The 23,339-nt window shown below is 46.9% G+C and carries 20 protein-coding genes and 2 other annotated features; of the genes, 7 read left to right on the top strand and 13 right to left on the bottom strand.

All coding sequences use genetic code 11. The annotated features are described in order from the left end of the window. Positions 1 to 5: 5 nt before the first annotated feature. Complete coding sequence (locus MKY01_RS06905) at positions 6 to 644, bottom strand: 5-formyltetrahydrofolate cyclo-ligase (protein ID WP_339285983.1); 639 nt, start codon at positions 642 to 644, stop codon at positions 6 to 8. A gap of 279 nt (positions 645 to 923) precedes the next feature. On the opposite strand from MKY01_RS06905, the gene MKY01_RS06900 reads away from it, so the two are divergent. Next, positions 924 to 2,882, top strand: a complete 1,959-nt coding sequence (locus tag MKY01_RS06900) for an ABC-F family ATP-binding cassette domain-containing protein (RefSeq protein WP_036611268.1) — start codon at positions 924 to 926, stop codon at positions 2,880 to 2,882. A gap of 651 nt (positions 2,883 to 3,533) precedes the next feature. On the opposite strand, the gene MKY01_RS06895 is transcribed toward MKY01_RS06900, so the two are convergent. The 7 genes from MKY01_RS06895 to MKY01_RS06865 form a co-directional block, all read right to left on the bottom strand. Then, positions 3,534 to 5,093, bottom strand: coding sequence for a 2-isopropylmalate synthase (locus MKY01_RS06895; protein ID WP_036611270.1), 1,560 nt, complete (start codon positions 5,091 to 5,093; stop codon positions 3,534 to 3,536). Positions 5,094 to 5,428: 335 nt separating this feature from the next. Then, positions 5,429 to 5,765, bottom strand: a binding site (T-box leader). Between the two features lie 66 nt (positions 5,766 to 5,831). Further along, positions 5,832 to 6,190 (bottom strand) — a binding site (T-box leader). A 90-nt stretch (positions 6,191 to 6,280) separates the two neighbouring features. Next, positions 6,281 to 7,336: a tRNA (adenosine(37)-N6)-threonylcarbamoyltransferase complex transferase subunit TsaD gene (gene tsaD, locus MKY01_RS06890; protein ID WP_076327293.1), complete on the bottom strand. Its 1,056-nt coding sequence runs from the start codon at positions 7,334 to 7,336 to the stop codon at positions 6,281 to 6,283. Beyond that, positions 7,333 to 7,854 carry a ribosomal protein S18-alanine N-acetyltransferase gene (gene rimI, locus MKY01_RS06885; protein ID WP_036611273.1) on the bottom strand — a complete coding sequence of 174 codons (522 nt, stop codon included), beginning with the start codon at positions 7,852 to 7,854 and terminating at the stop codon, positions 7,333 to 7,335. Before rimI ends, tsaD begins: the two co-directional genes overlap by 4 nt. Positions 7,855 to 7,871: 17 nt before the next feature. After that, positions 7,872 to 8,720 carry a tRNA (adenosine(37)-N6)-threonylcarbamoyltransferase complex dimerization subunit type 1 TsaB gene (gene tsaB, locus MKY01_RS06880; RefSeq protein ID WP_036611559.1) on the bottom strand — a complete coding sequence of 283 codons (849 nt, stop codon included), beginning with the start codon at positions 8,718 to 8,720 and terminating at the stop codon, positions 7,872 to 7,874. 2 nt (positions 8,721 to 8,722) lie between these two features. Beyond that, positions 8,723 to 9,205, bottom strand: a complete 483-nt coding sequence (gene tsaE / locus MKY01_RS06875) for a tRNA (adenosine(37)-N6)-threonylcarbamoyltransferase complex ATPase subunit type 1 TsaE (RefSeq protein ID WP_076319083.1) — start codon at positions 9,203 to 9,205, stop codon at positions 8,723 to 8,725. Positions 9,206 to 9,464: 259 nt separating this feature from the next. After that, positions 9,465 to 9,641: an H-type small acid-soluble spore protein gene (locus tag MKY01_RS06870; RefSeq protein WP_026081228.1), complete on the bottom strand. Its 177-nt coding sequence runs from the start codon at positions 9,639 to 9,641 to the stop codon at positions 9,465 to 9,467. 4 nt (positions 9,642 to 9,645) lie between these two features. After that, positions 9,646 to 9,942 (bottom strand): hypothetical protein, encoded by a 297-nt coding sequence (locus tag MKY01_RS06865; protein WP_076209630.1) that lies wholly within the window; start codon positions 9,940 to 9,942, stop codon positions 9,646 to 9,648. A 256-nt stretch (positions 9,943 to 10,198) separates the two neighbouring features. Here MKY01_RS06865 and MKY01_RS06860 point away from each other — a divergent pair, with 256 nt between their 5' ends. From MKY01_RS06860 to ligD, 5 genes are all read left to right on the top strand, one after another. Beyond that, on the top strand, positions 10,199 to 11,113 hold the full coding sequence (locus tag MKY01_RS06860; RefSeq protein WP_047841984.1) for a Ku protein: 915 nt from the start codon (positions 10,199 to 10,201) through the stop codon (positions 11,111 to 11,113). Between the two features lie 317 nt (positions 11,114 to 11,430). Beyond that, entirely contained in the window at positions 11,431 to 12,300 is an 870-nt protein-coding gene (locus MKY01_RS06855; protein WP_339285980.1) for a VOC family protein, read from the top strand. A 177-nt stretch (positions 12,301 to 12,477) separates the two neighbouring features. Then, the gene (locus MKY01_RS06850; RefSeq protein ID WP_339285978.1) at positions 12,478 to 13,590 is read left to right on the top strand and encodes an endospore germination permease; all 1,113 of its coding nucleotides are present in this window, start codon (positions 12,478 to 12,480) and stop codon (positions 13,588 to 13,590) included. A gap of 35 nt (positions 13,591 to 13,625) precedes the next feature. Further along, positions 13,626 to 14,576 carry an RNA ligase family protein gene (locus tag MKY01_RS06845; RefSeq protein ID WP_339285976.1) on the top strand — a complete coding sequence of 317 codons (951 nt, stop codon included), beginning with the start codon at positions 13,626 to 13,628 and terminating at the stop codon, positions 14,574 to 14,576. A 40-nt stretch (positions 14,577 to 14,616) separates the two neighbouring features. After that, positions 14,617 to 15,507: a non-homologous end-joining DNA ligase gene (gene ligD / locus MKY01_RS06840; RefSeq protein ID WP_339285974.1), complete on the top strand. Its 891-nt coding sequence runs from the start codon at positions 14,617 to 14,619 to the stop codon at positions 15,505 to 15,507. A gap of 55 nt (positions 15,508 to 15,562) precedes the next feature. Here ligD and MKY01_RS06835 read toward each other — a convergent pair whose 3' ends face one another. Next, the gene (locus tag MKY01_RS06835) at positions 15,563 to 16,474 is read right to left on the bottom strand and encodes a YitT family protein (RefSeq protein WP_282319107.1); all 912 of its coding nucleotides are present in this window, start codon (positions 16,472 to 16,474) and stop codon (positions 15,563 to 15,565) included. 348 nt (positions 16,475 to 16,822) lie between these two features. Further along, positions 16,823 to 18,262 carry a cardiolipin synthase gene (cls, locus tag MKY01_RS06830; protein ID WP_339285972.1) on the bottom strand — a complete coding sequence of 480 codons (1,440 nt, stop codon included), beginning with the start codon at positions 18,260 to 18,262 and terminating at the stop codon, positions 16,823 to 16,825. Positions 18,263 to 18,638: 376 nt separating this feature from the next. Between cls and MKY01_RS06825 the strand changes: the two genes are divergently transcribed. Next, entirely contained in the window at positions 18,639 to 19,997 is a 1,359-nt protein-coding gene (locus MKY01_RS06825; protein ID WP_036668939.1) for a hemolysin family protein, read from the top strand. A 125-nt stretch (positions 19,998 to 20,122) separates the two neighbouring features. Here MKY01_RS06825 and MKY01_RS06820 read toward each other — a convergent pair whose 3' ends face one another. Genes MKY01_RS06820 through MKY01_RS06810 form a run of 3 tightly spaced genes read right to left on the bottom strand, consistent with a single transcriptional unit; the run spans position 20,123 to position 23,291 of the window. Next, positions 20,123 to 21,712, bottom strand: a complete 1,590-nt coding sequence (locus tag MKY01_RS06820) for a stalk domain-containing protein (protein ID WP_339285970.1) — start codon at positions 21,710 to 21,712, stop codon at positions 20,123 to 20,125. A 58-nt stretch (positions 21,713 to 21,770) separates the two neighbouring features. Continuing rightward, positions 21,771 to 22,871: a DUF5808 domain-containing protein gene (locus MKY01_RS06815; RefSeq protein WP_339285969.1), complete on the bottom strand. Its 1,101-nt coding sequence runs from the start codon at positions 22,869 to 22,871 to the stop codon at positions 21,771 to 21,773. 24 nt (positions 22,872 to 22,895) lie between these two features. Then, the gene (locus MKY01_RS06810; protein WP_076319076.1) at positions 22,896 to 23,291 is read right to left on the bottom strand and encodes a GntR family transcriptional regulator; all 396 of its coding nucleotides are present in this window, start codon (positions 23,289 to 23,291) and stop codon (positions 22,896 to 22,898) included. Between the last annotated feature and the right edge of the window lie 48 nt (positions 23,292 to 23,339).

The following is a 23,339-nucleotide window of genomic DNA, read 5'->3' as shown; positions in this document are numbered from 1 at the left end:
ACCCTTTATTCGATATGTAATATACCTTCGGTTGTTATCAACAGATCAATCCGCAGATCGAGCAGGTCCATCGGGATCTCCTCCTGTAGCTGACCCGGCAATACCATCGCAGCCATCAACGGATTCTTGCCCGTCATCACACAGGTTGCTGCAAGCGTCTCGGCAAAACGATCATAATAACCGCCACCATAACCAATACGCCCGCCATGGAGATCATAACCAAGCCCCGGTACCAATATGAGATCGATATCCGGCCAATCATCAGGCGTCAGGACTTCACAGGAATCCTTGGGTTCCGGTATCCCCCATATGCCTGGCTCCAGATCTTGTTCTCCAGTCACTCGCCGTAGCTCCATTCGAGGTGGATTCGCCAACACTTTTGGTGCAAACATCACATCTCCATGATTCCAGCCCTCTTGAAACAGAAAAGCTGTGGACGCTTCGCTTCCATAGGACAAATAACTGAATATAACGAGTGGTTTGTTCACAACCTTGCTCTTGGCCTGTCTAAGGCGCTCCAGCTCCCGCTTCACTCCAGCGTTAATCTTAGTCATTGCCTGCTGACGCATGTTTGCATCCATCAGATCACGGCTCTGTCTCAGTCTGGATCGAAGCTGACTTTTCAGTTCCGCATGATCCTGCATATCCTTGAATAACCTCCTGTTGATAGGGAAGGTAGAAAAAAGCTCTCATTAAAAACAATTTATATGTTATGACCAGTTGTCATCTTGTTGAAATGGTTAAAATGATTCATTTTCTGCAAAATCCTCATGTAATAACATGCCTTCTTTCAGTTTATCATTGATTGATCAAAAAGACTACATACCCCATGCGTTCCCAATCGGTGCAATTGCTCTGTATTTCATGTAAACTGGGATATAGTTGTCATATCAAGAACTGGACCTATGGAGGAACTTAATTTTATGCTGCTGCAAGTATCCGGAATTATCAAACGTTTTGGTGTCGATCCAATCCTGGACGGCGTGAACTTACAAATATTAGAACGCGAGCGCATCGGCCTCGTTGGTGTAAACGGTGCAGGGAAATCCACTTTGCTCAAAATTGTAGCCGGTGAAATGTCCTATGACGGAGGACAGATTTTCAAGTCCAAAGAAACGACGCTCGGTTACCTCGCTCAGAACAGCGGGCTGCAATCCGACCGTAACATCTGGGAAGAAATGATGAACGTCTTCGCTCACCTGACACAGGCTGAAGCCGATTTGCGTCAGATGGAACGCGATATTGCCGACCCTGCCCAGATGGAAGATGAGAAAAAGTATGCTGACCTGCTGGAACGTTATGCGAAACGCTCCGACTGGTTCAAGGACCATGGCGGTTATGAAATGGAAACCCGCATTCGCAGCGTACTGCACGGAATGGGATTCGGCGAATTTTCGCCAGACACCCCCATTGCTACTCTGAGCGGCGGGCAGAAGACACGCCTTGCCCTTGCTCGTATTTTGCTTCAGGCACCCGATCTGCTCATGCTGGACGAACCTACCAACTATCTCGATATCGCCACCCTTACTTGGTTGGAAGATTATCTGAGAGGTTATTCAGGCGCACTGCTCGTGGTATCCCATGACCGGTACTTCCTTGATCGACTCGTAACGACCATCGTTGAGATCGAACGTCACCGCTCCAAAAAATATACGGGAAATTACAGCCGTTATATGGAGCTCAAAGCTGCCGAATATGAAACTCAGATGAAGCAATATGAGAAACAACAGGGTGAAATCTCCAAGATGGAGGATTTTGTCCAGAAAAACATTGTACGTGCTTCGACGACCAAACGGGCGCAAAGCCGGCGCAAAGCCCTCGACAAAATGGAGCGTCTTGATAAACCAATGGGAGATTTGAAAAAAGCCCATTTTTCCTTCGAAACCGCCGTTATGTCCGGCAAGGAAGTGCTTCGAGTGGATCAGCTGTCTGTCGCTTATGACGAGGCTTCTCCATTATTCCGCAATGTATCCTTCGATCTGCGGCGTGGGGAAACGGTTGCTTTGATTGGACCGAACGGTATTGGTAAATCCACCATGCTGAAGTGTCTTACAGGAAGTTTACGTCCGGTAACCGGAGAGATCCAATGGGGAACAAAAGTGCAGATCGGCTATTACGATCAGGAACAGACTGGGCTCAATCCATCCAACACGGTTCTGGAAGAACTGTGGAGTGCCTATCCCGGGATGGAAGAAGCACGCATTCGGACCGTACTGGGGAACTTTTTGTTCAGCGGTGACGATGTGCTCAAGAAAATCTCCTCCCTCAGCGGCGGTGAGAAGGCACGTGTGTCTCTCTCCAAGCTGATGCTGAAGGAAGCCAACATGCTCATTCTGGATGAGCCTACGAACCATCTCGACCTGTTTGCCAAAGAAGTGCTGGAAGCGGCATTAATGGATTATGAAGGCACCCTGCTGTTCATCTCCCATGACCGGTACTTCCTCAACAAAATGGCTGAACGCATTGTTGAACTTCATCCAGGCGGCACAGAGCAATATCTCGGTAATTACGATGATTATGTGGAGAAAAAACAGGAGCTTGAGGACATCGCACGTGAAGCTGCTGAGGCACGTCAGGCTTCGTCCAAGAACTCGTCCAAATCCGATCTGAACACAGCCACAACCGAAAAATCCGGAGCGGCTTCATTCGAAGCGGAAAAACAGGCGAAGCGTGAAGAGCGCAACCGACAACGCAAGCAGGAAGCTCTGGAACAACAGATTGCGGAGTTGGAAACAAAGATTACCGAACTTGAGGCACAGATGGCTCTGCCTGAAATCTATCAGGATTATATGAAGCTGCAAGAACTCCAGCAACAATCGGAGGAACACAAAGCAGAACTCACCAAAGCATACGAGGACTGGGAAGAACTAGCTATGGAATAGTACGAATAGTACAGACTCAGCCCATGGCTTAATCGCGTCATACAATTATAGTAGTACCACCGGCTGATTCCTTATTGGGATCAGCTTTTTGTTTGTTGAGGATGCGTATTGAAGCTAAGCACCCTATCTTCTTTATGTTCCTTGAGATTGAACTCTAACATACGGAGGTTAGGGGAGCTGTTTTGACTTTTGTCAAATTTACTCGAATGAAGAGAAATATTTTTATCCCCCTGTCCCTTACACTTATCCACAAGAAAGCAAGATAGCAAGCACATTAATAAGCTTAATTATACAGCGGTAGAATAGCCTTTTGCACACAAAAACCATATTTATCCACCAAGTTATCCACTTTATCCACAACTTTGTGGATAGTAAGGAGTCATTCTATCCCCTAAACCCTTTTCGTTTCGAAAACTATGCTGGTTTGGCTTTGGGATAGTTACCCACAAATTACACTGGATATGTGGATAACTATAATAACACCTTGACAAATGCATCATTCTACTCCTCAATGTACCTCCATAATAAGACAAAAGCAGACCTTTGTCGTTCAAGGCCTGCCCGTCATTTATTTACTATATGCCATGCATATTTACAACGAATTGCAATTGCTACTATTGCCGCTGTAGATGCGATCTGGCAAAAGATGTTTTACGCATGTGCTTCTTGTTCATGATGTTCGGAAGACTCGGCCTTCAGCCCAGCAGCATTACAAGCCGCTACATAAGCCAAACCGGCAGCCATGACGATATCATTATGTGTTGCTGTTCCCCGGAACTCACGTCCTGCACGCTCCACGGTAACTACAGCTTCTGCACTTGCACCCTCTCCACCACTCAAGGCATGCATCTCCATATCTACAAATGCAATATCATCGGAAATGCTCTGACCAATCGCACGGATGGTTGCATCCACGGGTCCACCGCCAACAGCGGAGTAAGATTGTTCTCCAGCGCTTGTGCGAATGCGAACGGCGGCCATTCGATCCGTCATGCTGCCCGCCGTCACCTGCAATTCAACCAGTTCATAGTCCTGTGCAGGAATATTCATGGTCTGGCTAACCATCTGTAATAACTGATCGTCACTGACCACTTTTTGCTGGTCTGCGGTTTCTTTGAACACCTCATACAATTGCTCCATCTGTTGCTCATCCGGCTCAAAACCGTATTTGCGAACCCGATCCTTCAGGGCGTGACGACCGGAGTGTTTGCCCAAAATAATCATGCTGCGCGGAATACCCAGCGCTTCCGGGTCCATAATTTCATAGGTGCTCCGATTCTTCAGCAGACCATCCTGATGGATGCCAGATTCATGCTGGAATGCATTACGTCCCACCACTGGTTTGTTGTACGCAATCGGGAAGTGCATCGCACGGCTAATCTGACGTGAAGTCTCATACAGCTGATTCAGCTTAATGTTCGTCGTTGCACCAATTGCGTCTCCCCGAGTCTCCAGCGCCATAATCAGCTCTTCCAGTGCACAGTTCCCTGTCCGTTCTCCGATACCATTAATGGTCACTTCAATCTGAGAAGCACCATTGGCAATCGCAGCCAAGCTATTGGCTACGGCCAGGCCCAGATCATTGTGACAGTGAGCACTATAACGAACCTGATCGCCACCTCTTGCACCCTCACGCACCCGTCGGAACATCTCGCCATACTCATGTGGCAGGGCATATCCGACCGTATCCGGCAGATTAATAATAGTCGCTCCAGCTTCAATGGCGACTTCAACCATTTCAATCAGATCGTCCATCTTGGTACGGGCAGCGTCCATCGCTGTGAACTCTACGATGTCCGTGAACTGGCGTGCATAAGATACCATCTCACGAGCGGTAGCCACCACTTCACTGCGCGGACGGCGTAGTTGATGCTCAATATGAATATCCGAAGAAGAGATAAACAGGTGAATTCGGCGACGTGCTGCATCCGCTGTTGCTTGAACAGCTGCATCGATATCACCTTTGACCGCACGCGCGAATCCACAGATCTCCACGTTCTGCAACTGTCTCGAAATCGCCTGAACCGCCGCGAACTCACCTGGACTGGAGATCGGGAATCCAGGCTCAATGACGTCGATACCCAGAGAAGCCAGTTGGTGTGCCAGTTCAATCTTTTGCTCGGGCTGCAGACTTGCTCCCGGTGCCTGTTCTCCATCACGCAGCGTTGTATCAAAAATTTCAATCATGCGTTTGTTATTAGTTGTTGTCATATCCATCAACCTCCATCAAATTTTTATAAATATTTTCGTTACGATCCACGTGCCACAGAACACCCGCGGATTGCCGTCCCTGTTGTTATATGTTTTGTTTGTAAACGCGTATGTTGTTTGTAGCCTAGTCCTTGGTGATCAGTAATACCTGTTGAATGTTTCGTGCCTATACTTGTTGTTCAATGTTCGTTACTCGTTCGTTGTATATCCTGCTTACCTTCATGACAGAGTGTACGTCGACTTACACCCTGATCCTCTGACTTTTCAATCCCCATATGGTTCTTCCCATGCCCACCCTGCTGCCGGCAGCAAACACAAATAACCCGCCATCTCATATAAGAGACGGCGGGTTATTATCCCCTCCGCGGTACCACTCTCGCTTGATGGGCCAGGCTTGCGCCGGGCTCCATCCACCTCGTCGTCTCCGATCCGCTGGATGTACGTACACGCACGACACCACTGGAATTCGGAGAAACACCCTATAACGGGGGTTAACCGTTGCTGTGTAACACATGTTGTTGTCCATCAGGACAACTGGGCGATGGATATCGTCCCCACGCTTCCACAACTCCGTTCCCGGGCGAGATTCGAAGGATTCCAGCCACTGCGTCGCACCACCCCGCAGCTCTCTGAGCGCTTTATCGTTCTACTGCTCCCGTTCATCACATTTATAATATGACCTAACTTCATTCATCCTTATTTTGAAAATCAAAAAAACCTGCCACCTCATGCAATAATGCAAGAGACGACAGGCTGTTCACCTTCGCGGTACCACTCTTGTTGACTTCCTTCCTGTTCATTCAAGACAACCCCTGAATGCTTTCGCATATCCGGATCACTTGAAGCAGCCTGAAAGCCCCCTCAGTTATCGTCAGTCGATCCTTGTAATAACGGTCCTACCGACAACGGCCCATTCACGGAGGCAACCCGTAACCATGTACTTTGGGCCATGATCGGCCTTCGGATTCTCCCAGGGAGTCACCGTGTTCCATCGTTCCGCTTCCAGGTGAGTTTCAGGTTTCCTTCGACTGCGTTGCACCATACCGCAGCTCTCTAAGACCGGGAATAACCTTACTATTCCTGTTCATCGCGTTTATCAGTTCAGGAATCTGAATTCCTGTTTAAATTTGTAACTAAATATACATTCTTTACATCCCTGCTGTCAACTCTTAATCTCAAACTGTTTGCTATACGGACTGAACAGACCATTCCTCCAGGGAAAGTCCTGGATCTGCCTTCGCATCAAATTCAGCAATTTCTCCCCGCTGCCATTTCAGATACGCAGCCGCTCCAATCATGGCCGCATTATCTGTACAATACTCCATTGGCGGGATCAACAGTTCAAGCCCTTCCTTCGTGCATCGCTCCTGTAATGCCGAGCGTAACCCCCGGTTAGCTGCAACACCACCGCATAATAACAGTTGACGTGAACCATATTCACGAACTGCTCTAACGGCTTTCTCCACCAACACTTCAACAACAGCTTCCTGGAAACCACGTGCAACCGCAGACGGCTCCAAGGTTTCTCCGCGCATTTTGGCCTGGTTGAGCACATTCAGTACAGCAGACTTCAGACCACTGAGACTGAAATCGTACGAACCTGCTTCCAGCCATACCCGTGGTAATGGCACTACATCCTCCGCTTCAGACGCCATCCGGTCCACATGCGGGCCTCCCGGATAAGGACAACCCAGTGCACGTGCTACTTTGTCATACGCTTCGCCTACGGCATCATCACGTGTACGACCAATCAGTTTGAACTTACCCTCGGATTCCATATGCACGAGTTCTGTATGTCCACCAGATACGACCAGTGCCATCGCTGGATATTGCAGTTCATGAGTAAGTCGGTTGGCATAGATATGCCCGGCAATATGATGTGTGCCAATGAGCGGTTTGCCCAGTGCCATCGCCATCGTTTTGGCCGCAACGATACCCACCAGCAGTGCTCCGACCAGCCCCGGACCTTGCGTCACGGCGATTGCACTTAGATCACGTGGACGAATGCCGGACTGTTCGATCGCCTGTTCCAGCATCAACGTAATAACTTCAACGTGTTTGCGTGAAGCCACTTCAGGTACAACGCCGCCAAATGCCTTATGTGTCTCGATCTGACTTGAGATCAGATTGGACAGCACTTCCCGTCCATCTTTGACTACTGCTACCGATGTTTCATCACAGCTTGTCTCCACCGCCAAAATGTAGGATGGTGCAGAATTTATTTTTTCATTAATTTCGTTCATGAATCCAGTACGCTTCCTTCCTCTTCGCCGCTCCGGCCTGCAGACGGCAAGTTCGCCCACATAATCATCGCATCTTCCCCATTATCGGAGTAATATCCTTTACGAAGACCCGCCGATTCAAACCCTTTTTTCTGATATAAACGCTGAGCAATGCTGTTCGAGACTCTGACCTCCAGCGTCATTCGTTCCATCCCGAGATAAGCCGCTGTGCTCATTAATTCATCCAGTAACTTTTCACCAAGCTTGCGTCCACGATACGCGCCTCTGACTGCAATATTGGTAATATGGGCTTCATCCATGATTGTCCACATACCTGCATAGCCAATGGCCTTTCCATCTAATTCCATCACCATATATTTAGCAAAATGATTGTGTGTCAATTCATTTTGAAATGCTTCTTCCGTCCAGGGCAGGGTAAAGGCCTCATGTTCAATCTCCATCACATCGGGAATATCCGCGAGTGTCATGAACCTGAACTGAAGCGTTGTTTCCTGCTTATTATTCGCCACATTGTCCATCTGCTTCCCCTCCCCCTTTAGCCTTTGCGCAGCAGATTGGCTTCCGCTTCAGACAGCTGGGTGTAGTTCGGCACCAGCGCATGCACGTCATCACGCTGACCTGCAAGCAACGCGGCGGCGCCAAGGCGCCCAACCCAGCGGCCTTCCAGTTCATAAGGTACGAGCTGGAGCGCCGTTCCTGCGGGGCAGCGAAGCTCCGCCGCTGCCGCAGCATGAGGGCCCGTCTCGCCGACGATCCAGACGGCTACGGGCCGCTCTTCCGGCGCCGCCTCCGCCATGCGGGCGGCGAGGGCTTCCAGCCATCCGTCCATCTTGCGGATGGCATCAGGCGCCAGACGCCGGGGCGCATCGCTCCCGGCGGAGGCAAACAGCGCGGTGCACGCTTGACCGCGCCGTGCATCCACAAGCGGAACGATCCAGTGGACAGGGGCAGCACCTGTGCTGCCCTGGTCCGCGGATGGCGTTCCGCCAGCCCCTGCTGCGGCATCTTCTGCCGCAGCTTCCGCCTTGGCGGCAAGGCCGCTGTGCCAGCCGCCCCAGGCGATGGCCTGAAGGCTGGACACCCCGGCTACGGGGATGTCCCACGCCCAGGCCAGTGTCTTCGCCGCGGTCACCGCAATGCGGATGCCCGTGTACGAGCCTGGGCCAACGCCAACGGCAATGCCGTCAAGTTGCCCAGGCTGTGTGTTGCTGGCGGCCAGCAGCTGCTCCATCACCGGTACGACGTGTACCGAATGGTTACGCTCAGCCCGTTCATTGCGTTCTTCCAGAAGCGCATGATCTTCCATCATCGCAGCTGCCATCACTGCGGTGGATGTATCCAACGCCAAAAACCGCTGACGCGGCTCTTTTTGTAAATCTTCCATCATCATTTGACTCCATTCTGTCTGAACTGTCGGCACATGGCTGCATAAGTCTCGCCGTACCCATCCAGCGTAATCGTTCGATCTTCCAGGCCCGTTGTGTCAATCTGCACATGCAAATGCTCTTGCGGCAGCAATTCGGGAATGATACTCGACCACTCCACCAGACTGACTCCGGCTCCATAGAAATATTCATCAAGTCCAAGCTCATCCGCTTCTTCCAGCGATATGCGATATACATCCATGTGATATAAAGGCAGACGCCCTTCGTACTCCTTAATTAGTGTGAATGTGGGACTGCTTACCACATCACGTACACCCAAATGCCAGGCAAATTTCTGTGAAAATGCCGTTTTTCCCGCGCCCAGATCACCATCCAAAGCAATCACCATGCCGGCGTTTGCCTGTCTGGCGAGTGCGGAAGCGAGTGCTTCTGTATCTGCAATGCCATGGGATTGATACACCCACTGCTCGTGCGTCTGATTCAATATTCGCCCCACCTTTGGCGGTCCAGCCGCCTGAGTTCACTTTGAACCTTATTATATCGGTCCCTTTCTTCCCCCGCAACATCCAAGGAGGCAAGCGGAAATTATAACATGCATTATTAGACGTGTCTCAAAACTCGCTTCCTTCGAAGTTTCAGACACCTACTGGGAAAAACCAAAAACCGGCACCTCTCGGTACCGGCCGTGTTATGCATATATTTCAGCATTCTCGAATGCCTCAATAACTATATGCTACTTGTATCTACTCCTCCAAGCGATCCACACGAACCGTCTGGGTATTTCCCGGCCTGCTGCCAACCTGAACGGTTGCCATACCATTGGCTTCATCCACATTCTCGATCCAGACTGGATCTCCCTCCAGCGTAACGGCAATGGTATCCTTCGAATCATAGATCGCTTTGGCGCGCTTTGCATCCATCATCTTATTCATACTCCCCTTCCGGATCATCATGTGACTCTCGAACCATGCTATCTGTTGTACTTTCACCAATATAACCGTTATCTTCCGTAACCTGTCCCCCGCCTAACCCTTCATTCACCATCCGGTCAATGTCAAGCATGAACGACTCCCGATCAAGGGGCAATTCTTCCGAAGTGACCGCTTCCCAGTTTACAGCTGTAGCAGGTGTATAGAATTCTTCAGCACTTTCGGCTTTGGCAAGAGGATACGGAGAAAATGCATGCTTGTGAGCTTCTTCCTCATCACGTCTGTTCTTCAATATTGCACCTCCCGGCATATGTGCTGCGAGAATAACTACTTTACTTATCCCATGCTCATCTTCCTGTTGGAATCCGAAGCATGTTTCTGTTATCATCCCCGAGTCTCGCCGAACCATACGAATTCGTTCGTCTACAAGACGATTATCCCTCGCGCCAGATGCCCATACTATTAAATATAAATCCGTGTTCAAAAAGTCCGTTTTTCAGTACCGAGAAGATGGAATTTTTGAACAACCTTTTGAAAGGAGCCGATCTATGCATACCGTCTGGAAAGGTGCAATCAGTTTTGGCCTTGTGCATGTCCCTGTCAAAATGTTCTCGGCTACCGAAGACAAAGACATCTCCATGCGCTATATCCATAAAGTCTGCGGCAGCCCGCTCGCTTATGTTCGTCAATGTCCCTCCTGTGAAGTGGACGTGAAGTGGGAAGAGATCACCAAAGGCTATGAATATGAAAAAGGAAAGTTTGTACTCTTCGAGAAAGATGAATTGGAAGCGTTAAATGATTCCACCAGCAAAACCATTACCATACTGGATTTTGTCGACTTGACCGAGATTGACCCGATATATTTCCAGAAAACATATTACCTATCGCCCGATCAGGCTGGGGGAAATGCCTACCAGCTCTTGATGAACGCGATGCGGGATACCGGCAAAATTGGCATCGCCAAAATCTCCATTCGCTCGAAAAGCAGTCTGGCTGCCATACGTGTGCTGGAAGATTGCCTCTCCATGGAGACGATTTTCTATCCGGACGAGATTCGTCCTGTCTCCCAGGTGCCCAACTTGCCGGAAGTGCAGAACGTGAATGAAAAGGAACTCACGATGGCAAAGTTGCTGATTGATCAATTGTCCACGCCTTTTGAACCCGGTAAATACACCGATGACTATCGCAGCAAACTGCTGGATCTTATCCAGCACAAAGTGGCGGGCGAAGAAATCAAGATTGCTCCAGCCAAACCTGAAGCCAATGTGATGGATCTGATGGCTGCCTTGCAGGCAAGTATCGAGGCCGTGAAGCCTATTCCGGCTGACCCTGGGACAACAACGGCCAAGCCTAAGAAACGTGCACCGCGCAAAACGCCTGCGCAAGCGGTTGCCGGAGGAGAATCGGATACACCTTCTGCACCAGCCAAAAGAAAAAAGGCCACACCCAAACCAAAAGTTTGAATGTCGCTCAGGCAAGAACGATTCCGTTTTATAACTCATGTAATGAGGTTTACTCCGATCCGGCTTCACAGTCGGATTTTTTTGTTTTACAGAACTATTGAAACAGTTCTTGTGAATAAAACTCCAGCTATAATTGCAAAATGCGATTGACGAAAGCTGATTTATATTTTATATTAACTTATGAAAAGTAACTTATTTATGAATATACAGTCACGCTGTAATTCTGCTTCTACAATATGCAATTAAATAATCCGTTTTCAACGCATATACACAATTAAACGAGCAACCATATTATCTATTATCAGGAGGATATAATCATGAATACAACATATCAAATCCCTGCCACAACCCATCTGGGTGAAGTGAGTCTGCGAATTATGAACCTAGACCGTTCAATTAAGTTCTATACCGAAGTGGTTGGATTAAAATTACTGGAGCGTAGTGGCAAAGTGGCCACGTTGACAGCCGACGGAAAACAGTCCCTGCTGCGATTGGAAGAGCTCACGGATGGAATCACCCTGCCGGAACGCTCACACGCTGGCTTGTATCATTTCGCCATCCTGCTGCCTGACCGCAAGTCCCTGGGTCTTGCTCTTCGTAATCTGGCTGCATCCGGTATCGATATCGGCCAAGGCGATCACTTGGTCAGCGAAGCCTTCTATATCTCCGATCCCGATCAGAACGGGATTGAGATCTATGCGGACCGTGCACGTGATACCTGGAAACGGGATAGCGACAATAACTACGTGATGGCAAGTGATCCTGTTGATGTGGAAAGCCTGTTTGCCATCTCGGAGAATGAACTTTGGCAGGGTCTGCCTACTGGCACCGTTATTGGTCATGTACATTTCCACGTCCGCAGCCTGGAAGAAGCTCGCAACTATTACACTGGCATACTCGGTTTTGATATCGTGGGTAACTTCGCCAACATGTCAGCACTATTTGTATCCGCAGGTGGCTATCATCATCATCTGGGACTTAATATCTGGGCGGGAGTGAACGCACCTGTTAATCCAGATAACGCTACAGGAATTGACTACTTCACCATTGTGTACGCCACACAGGAACAATTGGATCAGGCACTTGAGCAATTGCGTCAATCCGGTGCAGTCGTTACCCAAGTGGAGGATACCTGGTTTACGGTAGACCCACAAAATATTCGTATACGTCTGACAACTGCGAACTGATTTTGTTTAGGCGTTACAATATGTTTGCTTAATCTCATTTTAATAAGCCCGGGTAACTGATTTCTCTACATCACAGAGAGATCAGTTACCCGGGCTTTTTGAGTTGGCTTTTATAAAACTGGCACAATTGGTGCATTCTAACCAATACATAGACAAGATATGTTAAGGAGATACCTCATGATCGAAAAGGGACGTTTGACTGTTAGACAGCTCGCTTCACTCATGTTCCTGTGCACAATTGGGGAGCAGATTCTGGTCTTCCCTTCCATGATCACATCCTACGCTCATCAGGATGCCTGGTTATCAGCCTTATTGGGAGTCGTAGGGGGCTTGGGAATACTCTTCATTATGCTAGTTGCCTACAAACTGCATCCCCGGTTAAATCTGATTCAGAATGCTCTTCGAACACTGGGACCCTGGATCGGAACCTTGTTTGGCTCTTTTTATCTCTTTTATTTCCTGATCAGTACCTCAACGTTCATTAGGGAGATTGGCGATTTTATGTCTACTCAGATCTTGCCGGAATCTCCATTACTGATTCTGCATTTGGTTTTTATGTGTGCGCTTGTCTGGGGGCTTCTGTCGGGTCTGGAGAGCATTGGTAAAACTGCTGAGGTCTTTCTTCCTCTGATCGTGTTGTTTCTGCTTATTCTGACGGTGTGTCTAATCCCCCATGTACGTTTGGCCAACATCCAACCTGTGCTGGCACAAGGGTTTCTTGATCCATTCAAAGGTTTTGTTGCTGTACTCACCTATCCCTACTGTGAGCTATGCATCTTCATGATGTTTTTTCCCTACACTAAAAATGAGCCCCATCTGGAGAAGGACATCCTGTTAGCAGGGATGATTGGCGGATTGTTACTCACACTGACGCTAAGTATGTGTCTGCTCGTTATGGGACCATGGATGACCCAGCATCACTGGTTCGCTTCATTCAACCTTTCACAGAAGATCAATATCGGAAACTTTATGCAACGCATCGAAGCTTTCATAGCGTCGGTCTGGATTATTGCAGTTTTCTTCAAAGCCGCTCTGTTCTTCTACGGTTTTGTCCTGGGCATCGCTCATCTGTTTCGCTTGTCCAGTCACCGTTCTCTGATCCTGCCGGGTGCCATGCTTATTCTCGCCATGTCAATTCTAATCTCTCCAAACGAGAACTTTTATCTCAAGGTCGTTATTCCCTATTGGATTGATTGGGATCTGACCTGTGGTATAGCACTTCCATTACTGCTCATTCTGGTGCATCATATGAAGTCCCGCTTCAAAAAATATAGTAAAATTCCCAATTAACCTGAGCTAATTGGTGTACGAGAGAGGAGTTCCCCATGTTCAAACCGCTGATTCCGTTCGAACCCATATCCAGAGATACTTTGCCCACAGGGCCGCAATGGATTGCCCAGGTCAAGTGGGATGGAGTCCGCATGCTTGCCTATGAGGACGGGCATGAGCTGCGTCTGGTGAATCGCAGATTACATGATCGAACCGCACAGTATCCCGAACTGGTAACACCACGCAATCTGTGTTCAGGCTCCTCCTATATCTTGGATGGAGAAGTTATTGCGCTGGACCCGGATACCGGAAAACCTTCGTTTTATCACGTTCTGCGGCGGGATCGGATGAGCAGACCCGAAGGTATCGCCCAAGCCATACATCAGATTCCGGTCACATATATGGTATTTGATATCCTGTTCTATGAGGGGAAATGGGTGACGGATCAGCCTTTGGCAGATCGACAGCGCCTGTTGCACGAGGTGCTTAACACCGCTCCCCATGTTCAGGAGGTCACCAATACACTTGATGCCGCTTCCCTGCTTACGGTCATGAGACAACATCAGATGGAAGGCATTGTCTGCAAAGATCTCACCAGCAGTTATGGCATACAGGGCAAGGACCAGCGCTGGCAGAAGGTCAAAATCATGCATGACGTATATGCCATGATCGGGGGAGTCACGTACCGGAGCGGTATTGTGAATGCCGTCGCGGTCGGTGTATATGATGGGCCTGATTTTGTCTATATTGGTCATGTCGGGACTGGCAAATTGAACTCCAATACGTGGCGGGAACTCACACATCAAGTCGAGCCTCTGATCAGGCAGGACAGACCGTTCCATAATGTACCCGAGCGCAGTGCAGAGACCACCTGGGTGGAACCGCGAATAGGAGTCAAAGTGCAATATATGGAGCTGACTCATCATAACACTCTACGCCATCCCAGTATTCAGACCTTCGCGGATGTAACCCGTGAGGATTGTCTGGCGAACCAGCTTCTTCAATGAATCAGTCCAAGATTGATTACACGTATAGGAGGTGTTCCATATGGCCCCCAAGATCCAGGGAACCATCATAATACAAGGCACAGAGCTGACGGTCACCAACCCGGACAAGCTCTTATGGCCGGAAGCGGGTGTTACCAAAGCCATCTATTTGCAAAAGCTGGCCGCTCTGGCTCCTTATCTGCTCACGTATACGAGCAATCGACTTCTCACCACGATAAGGTATCCCCACGGCGCTGGAGGAACATTTTTCTATCAAAAGAATGCCCCTGAGCCCGTACCAGATTATGTGCGCACTGAAGTTCACGACGGCATCCGCTATGTGGTCATGAATGGACTTCCCGAATTGTTATGGCTTGGTAATCTGGCTGCACTTGAATTTCATCCTTCTCTGCATACTGTGGGAAGCCATCTGCCCAGTGAATGGATGATTGATCTGGACCCCTCTCAGGAACATGAACCCCGGATCATGCAAGCTGCACTCATCGTTGGCGAAACCCTGACTTCCCTTGGTCTGAGGTCCATTCCCAAAACTTCGGGCGCAACAGGAGTTCAAATCATCGTTCCCATTGTGCAGGGAGTAACCTTTGATGAATTGAGAGAGGTTGGTTATTTTGTAGGCAAATATGTCACTCAGAAGCACCCGGATCTGTTCACACTGGAACGACTCAAAAAGGACCGTGGAGACCGCATTTATTTTGACTATCTCCAGCATTATGGAGGCAAAACCCTTGCCGCTCCCTATACACCACGTGCCAAATCCGGCGCCACTGTCTCTACACCCCTTACCTGGGATGAGGTTCGAAGCAACGTCTCCATCCAGGATTATCATCTGATGAACATTATTGAACGCTTGAACCAAACCGGTGATTTAATCGCAGCTGTTGAACCCCAACCGGTAGAGCTCATTCTCAAACATTTGAAGAAAAAATAGCCGACTCCCTCATCACAAGGGTGTCGGCTATTATCATTCATGTATATATCAATCGCTAATGGATACCTTTTTTCTTGAAACGTCCGCCCTTCACGTCATGAATGTTACCGATAGCCACAAAGGCTTGCGGGTCCCAATCTTCAACGATGGTCTTCAGCTTCGCTTCTTCCAAACGGGTAATCACGACAAAAATGATCTTTTTCTCGTCCCCGCTGAATCCACCCTCTCCATCCAGGAAAGTTACACCACGACCAAGACGGTCTGTCAGGGCTGAACCGATATCACGATATTTCTCACTAATGATCCATACCGATTTGGACTGGTCGAGTCCTTCATTCACAATATCAATCATCTTCATCGCAATATAATATGCAATCATGGAATACAGGGCATTCGGCCAGCCGAATACAAATCCTGCACCTGCAAAAATAAATACGTTAATGAACAATACGATCTGTCCTACAGACAAAGGTGACTTCTCACTAAGCAAGATCGCCACAATCTCCGTACCATCCAGTGAACCGCCAGACCGAATGACAAGTCCAACACCCACACCCAGGATCAATCCGCCAAATACAGCTCCGAGCAAAGGCTCCCCTGGTGTTAATGCAGGCACACGGTGCAATAATGATGTCCCGATGGACATGACCACGATCCCCAGCAGTGTGGATAACGCAAATGTTTTACCAATCTGCTTGTAACCCAGAATCAGGAAAGGCAAGTTGAGCAAGGTCAGGAACACTCCGAGTGGCAGATGTGTAAGTTCTGACACCATAATTGAAATCCCCGTAATCCCACCATCAATAACACCATTCGGTACGAGAAACACTTCAAGCGATACAGCCATTAGTGCAGCACCGATCAGAATCATCACAATACGTTGCAGCAGCTTTAATGTAAACACCGAGCTTTTGACCCCGCGGTCAGCTTGCTTGGCTGTTAGTTCTTTCACCGTTACATTGGACATGGTATCCCCCCCGTTAAATCAGTGTGTGAATCCATTTTATAAATCATTTAAATACTCAGGGTGAATCTACATATGGAGAACAGCAAACTGCGTTCTATATGTGCCCTGGCTATACAGCGCAAGCATCTAAAGGCGATATAAAATGGATTCAAAATGTTATTCATCCCGGTTTGCACTTTCAAAAGAGAGCAAAAGGGAGCCTGTTTTCCCGCAGACTCCCCTCCTTCGCCAAGACATGATTTATATATCTATTATATCATAAAAGATCAAATTTGCGCAAAATACTTAGCAAAAAGAAGATAAATTCACAAAAAGTGAACTTATCTTCAGAAATCTGCCCTAAATCGGCTAAAGAAGCGGTGAAAGCATCCGAGAAAGCATTTCTGCGGCTTTTTGCCGTCGTGAACGCTTCTGAAATACCTCCCCATCGATCTGACTGCATTCCCCGAGATCACGTTCAAAGTCAGTGATCAAACGACGAATCGGAGAGGACTCGAACAGGACAGCCGTTAACTCAAAATTGCAAAAAAAACTGCGCATATCCATATTGGCCGTGCCTACCGTTGCAAGCAACTCATCCACAATCATCACTTTGGCATGTACAAAACCTTTGCGATATTGGAAAAACTCAACACCTGCTCGCAGAAGTTCCTCTACATATGAAAGGGATGCCAAATGAACAAGCTTTGAATCGGATTGATATGGAATGATAATTTTCACATCAACGCCACTGACAGCAGCTGTTTTGAGTGCCTCATACAGGGCAGGATCAGGGATAAAATAAGGTGTGGTAATGTATATCCGTTCACAAGCTACCGAAATGGCCCCAAAACACATTTCCTGAATGGCATCCCAGTCCTGATCCGGCCCACTGGCCAGAATCTGAATTCGTTCTTCCCCGCTACAGATATGTGGTGGAAATAATTCCGCAAGTTGGGGTTCGGTAATTCGCTCACCGGAAGCCAATTTCCAGTCGTTCAGGAATGTACTTTGCAGGAAATATACGGCATCTCCCTCAATCTGCACATGTGTATCCCGCCAGAAACCGATCTCCGGATATTGTCCAAGATAATCATCGCCTACATTAATGCCACCCACGAAGCCAACCTGTCCATCCACAACAACAATTTTACGGTGATTCCGGTAGTTGACTCTTCGGTCAATCGTTGCAATCAGTGGCGGTAGAAAATAATGAAACTCCACACCTGCATCTTGCAGTTTGCGGATAAAACTCCAGCTCATCTTGTGACTGCCGAGACCGTCACAAATAAACCGAACCTTCACGCCCTCCTGTGCCTTGCGAATCATGACATCCTGAAACTTGGTGCTGATGACATCATCACGGAAAATGTAAAATTCCACATGCAGATGGTGCTTTGCTTTTTCCATTTCCCTCAGCATTGCCGCAAATGCCTCTTCACCATTTGTGAGCACCGTACTGTGGTTACAACCTGTAATCGGGCTCTCCGACAGATGGGATAACAGGTTAAACAATCGATGCTGGTGGCTGAAACGATCGCCAGGCATCTGTTCGACATCTCCAATGATGTGGGCTTGTTCCCAGATCGTTTCCTTCATTTCACGGAAGATGCGCGATCCACCCTTACGGAGTTTTTTTCGTTTGTTATAATCCTGCGCCACGAAATAGTACACTACAAAACCGATCAAAGGCACGCAGAACAAAATAAACAGCCAAGCCACAGCTTTAGCCGGATTACGAAATTCCAGCAAAAGAATTGTGGCTGCCTGGAAAATAAATACGAGTAATATAATGACCAGCCAGAACATTCGGCTTCCTCCTCAAGTGGCAAGCTTCATGGCCTTGCCTTTCTCTCACCTACACATCTTTGACGATTATGTATACAGCTAATCATAGATACCCAATGTACCCCCTATTCGTAACGTTTGCTTAGATAAAACTTTACATAAGCAGACGGATTACTTGATTCTGGAAATTCAAATTTGTACTTCGTTCATTGTATATTCTGACTGTGTTACCTTCTACATATCAGTTTAATGATGGAACAGATTCGCATTGTGACGCCAATCTGCTCATTCCACCTTCCAGACTCTTCCTCATTTCTTTGTCTGGAGGTGGTCTTCTTACGTAAAATTAGATATAATAATCGTTAAAAACTTATTACCTAAAGGAGAAGAGCAGTGAATGGAAAGTGAGAGGTATGCGTTAAATTTAGTATTGGTTGCTTTTTTGATAGGACTTTCGGCGTTTTTTGTTGCAGTGGAATTCGCTCTGGTACGGGTTCGTCCGAGCCGGATCGATCAAATGATTGCAGAAGGAAATAAGCGTGCGCTGGCTGTTAAACAAGCCGTTGCCAATCTGGACGGATATTTGTCTGCCTGCCAGCTTGGAATCACGATCACTTCTCTGGGACTGGGCTGGCTGGGTGAACCAACGGTAGAGAAGATTCTCCACCCTGTGTTCGAAAGCTTGCAAATTCCTGAGGCGGTTTCTTCATTCTTATCGTTTGTTATCGCGTTTGCTTCCATCACGTATCTGCATGTTGTGGTTGGTGAACTCGCTCCAAAAACGATTGCAATCCGGAAAGCCGAGACTGTTGCACTGCTGACGTCTACACCTATCATCTGGTTTAACCGAATTATGTATCCTTTTATCTGGCTGTTAAACGGCTCAGCGAACCAACTGGTGAAACTGTTCGGAATCAAACCTGCTTCTGAACATGAAGATGCACACTCCGAAGAAGAGTTGCAGATCATCATTAATGAAAGCTTTGAAAGTGGTAAAATCAACCAAGCCGAATTCGGTTATGTAAGCCGGATCTTTGCTTTTGATGAGATGTTAGCCAAAGAAATCATGGTACCCCGGACCGATATGGTCTGCCTTTATGTGAATAGAACAAACGAGGAAAACCTGGAGATCATTCGTGAAGAACAATATACACGTTTTCCAGTAGTGAATGAGAGTAAAGACGATATCATCGGTATCATTAATACGAAACAATTCTTCCTGGAACTTTACGGAAACGATGAACCTGTTGATCTATCCTCCCTGATTCAGCCTGTATCGGCTGTTCACGAAACAACTCCTGTGAAGGACTTGCTCAAGAAAATGCAGAAGGATGGCGTACATATCGCCGTACTTGTCGACGAATATGGAGGAACTTCCGGAATTGTAACCATCGAGGATGTGCTTGAGCAGATTGTTGGTGAGATTCGCGACGAGTTCGACGCAGACGAAGTGGAAGATATTCAAGTCATCAATGAGAACTATGTCATTATGGATGGCAAGGTTTCCTTATCAAAGGTGAACGACATGTTTATGTCCAGCCTGGATGCAGATGAGTGGGACACCATTGGTGGATGGCTCTACAGCCATCGTCCCGAGATGAACGAACAGGAAGAATATGAGTTCGAGAATCTAATCTTTGTTTTGCTGGAAAAAGACAAGAATCGGTTCTACAAAGTGGCCGTTGTTCCCAAGGAACCACTGACCATGTCTGATTATACAGATGAAGACGAGAAAGAGTCCAATTGGTCTAAATAAAGCAAATTTATAAATAAGAAGAGGAGCACTTGCCTATTTTGGTAAGTGCTCCTCTTCTTATTATATCTCGCCCTATCCGTCACTTCTCCATGTTATCATTCAACCCAAGAATGGAACTCCCATTTTTAGTTTGATTTTAATACCCACTTCGCAATATCATCGATAATGGCTTTGGAGACATTAGATGGCTCAGCGTACTCTTGACCGATTGAAAGTCCATCATAGCTGGATAAAAGATGATTTACCTTTGGATAGCTATTGTACGTTACATTGGAATGACCTTGAAGAGACGATTTCCAGGTTTGGAATTGATTCATAGACACTTGCACATCGTTTTCGCCTTGTATAACAAGCATAGGTGTATTTTGTGTTTTAGCCAGTTCCGCAGGCACATAATCTCTCTGCTCAAACCACCAATACGCAGGTTGAAGTGGAAACGCCTCAGGAAGATGATCTACAGAATATTTTGGATCTTTAACCATCGCAGCCACATTTTTATAAAAATCAGCTTGCCCTTGAATGACATCCGTGTCTAAACCAAGCTGCTTCATCCGCTCTACCAATTCGTCCTGCTGCTCGGTAAGCACATCCGCAAAGCTACTACTTGGTGCAGCAAGTAGAATACTTCCTGCAATATCATGTTGTTTATCCTCAGCAATGATTAATGGCATTGCAAACCCGCCTTGACTATGTCCAGCTACAAAAATCGCTGTAGAATCAATATGTGCATTCTTTTTAAGCAATTCCACTGCATCGTTTACCTGATCTACGCTCTCTTGTTTTAATGTGAATTTAGGCTGTGAAGCCACCTTATAGGTATGCTCATACGTGACCTTATCGTATCTTAATACAGCAACTCCTTGTGAAGCTAAACCTACCGCAAGATCGCGAAACGGCTTTGCACCACCAATGGCAGCATCTTGATTGCTAGGCCCAGATCCGTGTACCAGAATGACAACCGGGAAAGGCCCCTCTCCCTTGGGCAAAGTTAATGTCCCTGGCAAAGCTAAATCACCCTGACCAACCGTAATGTCTTGTTCTGTATAGGTAGATGGGTCGTCGTAGCTTGGTTTTTGATACACATCTGGCGTAGCGGCGGCAATATGCAAATCATCCACAAGTCCGTTATGATTCATCCTGACCGTAATATTTAAACGAGTTAGCTCTGTTTTGAACGTATAGGTAACATTGCGATGCACTGTATTATTTTCTACATGCTTAGCTATGGCTTCACTTGTAATTTTGCCATTTTGTCCTTCTAAAGCTCCCCACAGCTGACTCAACAACGTGGGTGATAACACTCCACTCACAGAGGTATGAACATACTTGGCAGCCTCCTTGCCATCGCCCTCACTAATAAGGGAAATGAATATATCCTCAGGTGCTGCCTTCAGCGTCTCGGAAAGAAATGCCCCATCCATATAGGTAGTTCCTTTCGTTAACTGAACAGGATTGTCTAAGGATATGGCTTGCCCATTCACCATCGCCTGTTTCTCTCCTACCTTAACTACAATCGTAAGCTCACTTTTTCGTATTGTGATTTCTCCTGTCTTTTGTTGCCAAGATACCTCTGCCCCATTCTTTTCTGCAATCTCACGAATAGGAACAAGATTTTCACTACCAGCGGATTTTTCAGCAGCTTCTGAGATGGATGTTACCGGAAGGATGAGACCTACGAAAGTAAGAGAAAGTAATAGCTTTTTCCAATTGTTCATTGTAATAACTCCTCCTAATAATTAATTTCATCTAGTATATGCATAGCATTATGAGCATTTATTTGCTCAGGACTATGCTTATAACAACAATAGCAATGATGAATAACAACAGGACCCAAGATAGTGGACGAGCGAAGTTAATTGTCCAGCCTATTCCATAACGCTTTTCTATGGTTAAAGAAGGATCATTGGCATTGAAGTAAATAAACCCAAGCTTCCAATAATCATCGTCATTCACAGGCTGCTCCTTAGATCGTTCATGATCCTCTTGTTGATTACGAATTTTCCCACCGCCTTGTCTGCCTGTGAGAGACAGCCATACAACACCTAACACGATCACCACAGGAGTGATGAAGCTAATAGCTGTTAACAAGACCAGATTAGGGACGAACATATTGATCTGAATAAAGGCAAATAAGATGGTAAGAAGTAAGCCTGTTACAAGCGTAAATAGGGACCATTTACGGCGGAATTGAATATTTTTAGCAGCAAATTGGCCCGGATTAGACGTAGTAAGCTGTTGTTTGCTTGATTTAATACTCCAGTTAACCAACATCATAAGTGCAATGATTCCTAGCTGTACAAGATTAATAGCCAGTACCGAGAGGTAAGTTTTAGGCACACTGGAAGTGACATGGCCCTGAAGATCATATTTTATTGGAATGACGTTAGGTAGTGCCTTATAATTCAGGATCGAAATGATCGCAATGGCAACAATAATAGCCATGTGAATGAGAAACCAATAGTTGGAATAGGTGAGTTTATTTTGGCGGAAGGTGGTATCGATTTTAACTCTTTGAGGTGCTTCTACAGTTGTAAGTGTTCCTTTTATCTTTTTCATCTTGAAATGAAATAAGATGTGTAGCGCTGTCCAGTACACAATAAATATCATTGTGCTAACACCGGTAATCATTGCGGTAGCATCTTCATTAGCAGATCGGAGAAAATACAGACAGACAAGTATAATCATCCCGTTTCCGATCAGACTTACTGTAGCAAACGTACTTCTTAGCTTACGTAAGATGGGTGTGTAGTAATTATATTGACTTACCGTAACCCCAAAGCTAATGGTTTCCCTTGTCAGATATGGTGTAAAGGATAGAAGTAAGGCTAATGGAGCAAAGATTAAAATGATAGGTAATATACTAAATAGCTGCATACATAACACACTCCCTTGATTCCATTATTCTTTGTTGTGACCCATCTTCACATCATCATACATTTGGTCTAACACTGCAGATAATTCTTCTTTGGTCATTCCACGACAGATCGCTTCCGCAATAATCGGTCTTAATTCTCTTTGTTGCTTTTTCAAAAAATCATCCGTTAAACCAGGCATTCCATCAGGGTTCACTACAACTCCCTTTTGTCTATGAACCAGAATGTATCCATCTTGCTTGAGTAATGTATAAGCCTTATTGACGGTGTGAAGGTTAACACCGATATCTGCGGCCAAATTCCGAACCGAAGGTAACGCCTCACCTAGCTGTAACTCACCACCAGCAATGCCTTCAATAATTTGATAAACAAGTTGCGAATAGATGGGAAGTTCGGATTGCATATCCAGTTGAATAATCAAGGGTTCACCTTCTTTTGTTATCTGTTATATATCAAGTATAACAGATAT

This window comes from Paenibacillus sp. FSL R5-0486, assembly GCF_037975155.1.
GTDB classification, from domain to species: domain Bacteria; phylum Bacillota; class Bacilli; order Paenibacillales; family Paenibacillaceae; genus Paenibacillus; species Paenibacillus amylolyticus.
This window is presented reverse-complemented; position numbering and strand designations above follow the sequence as displayed.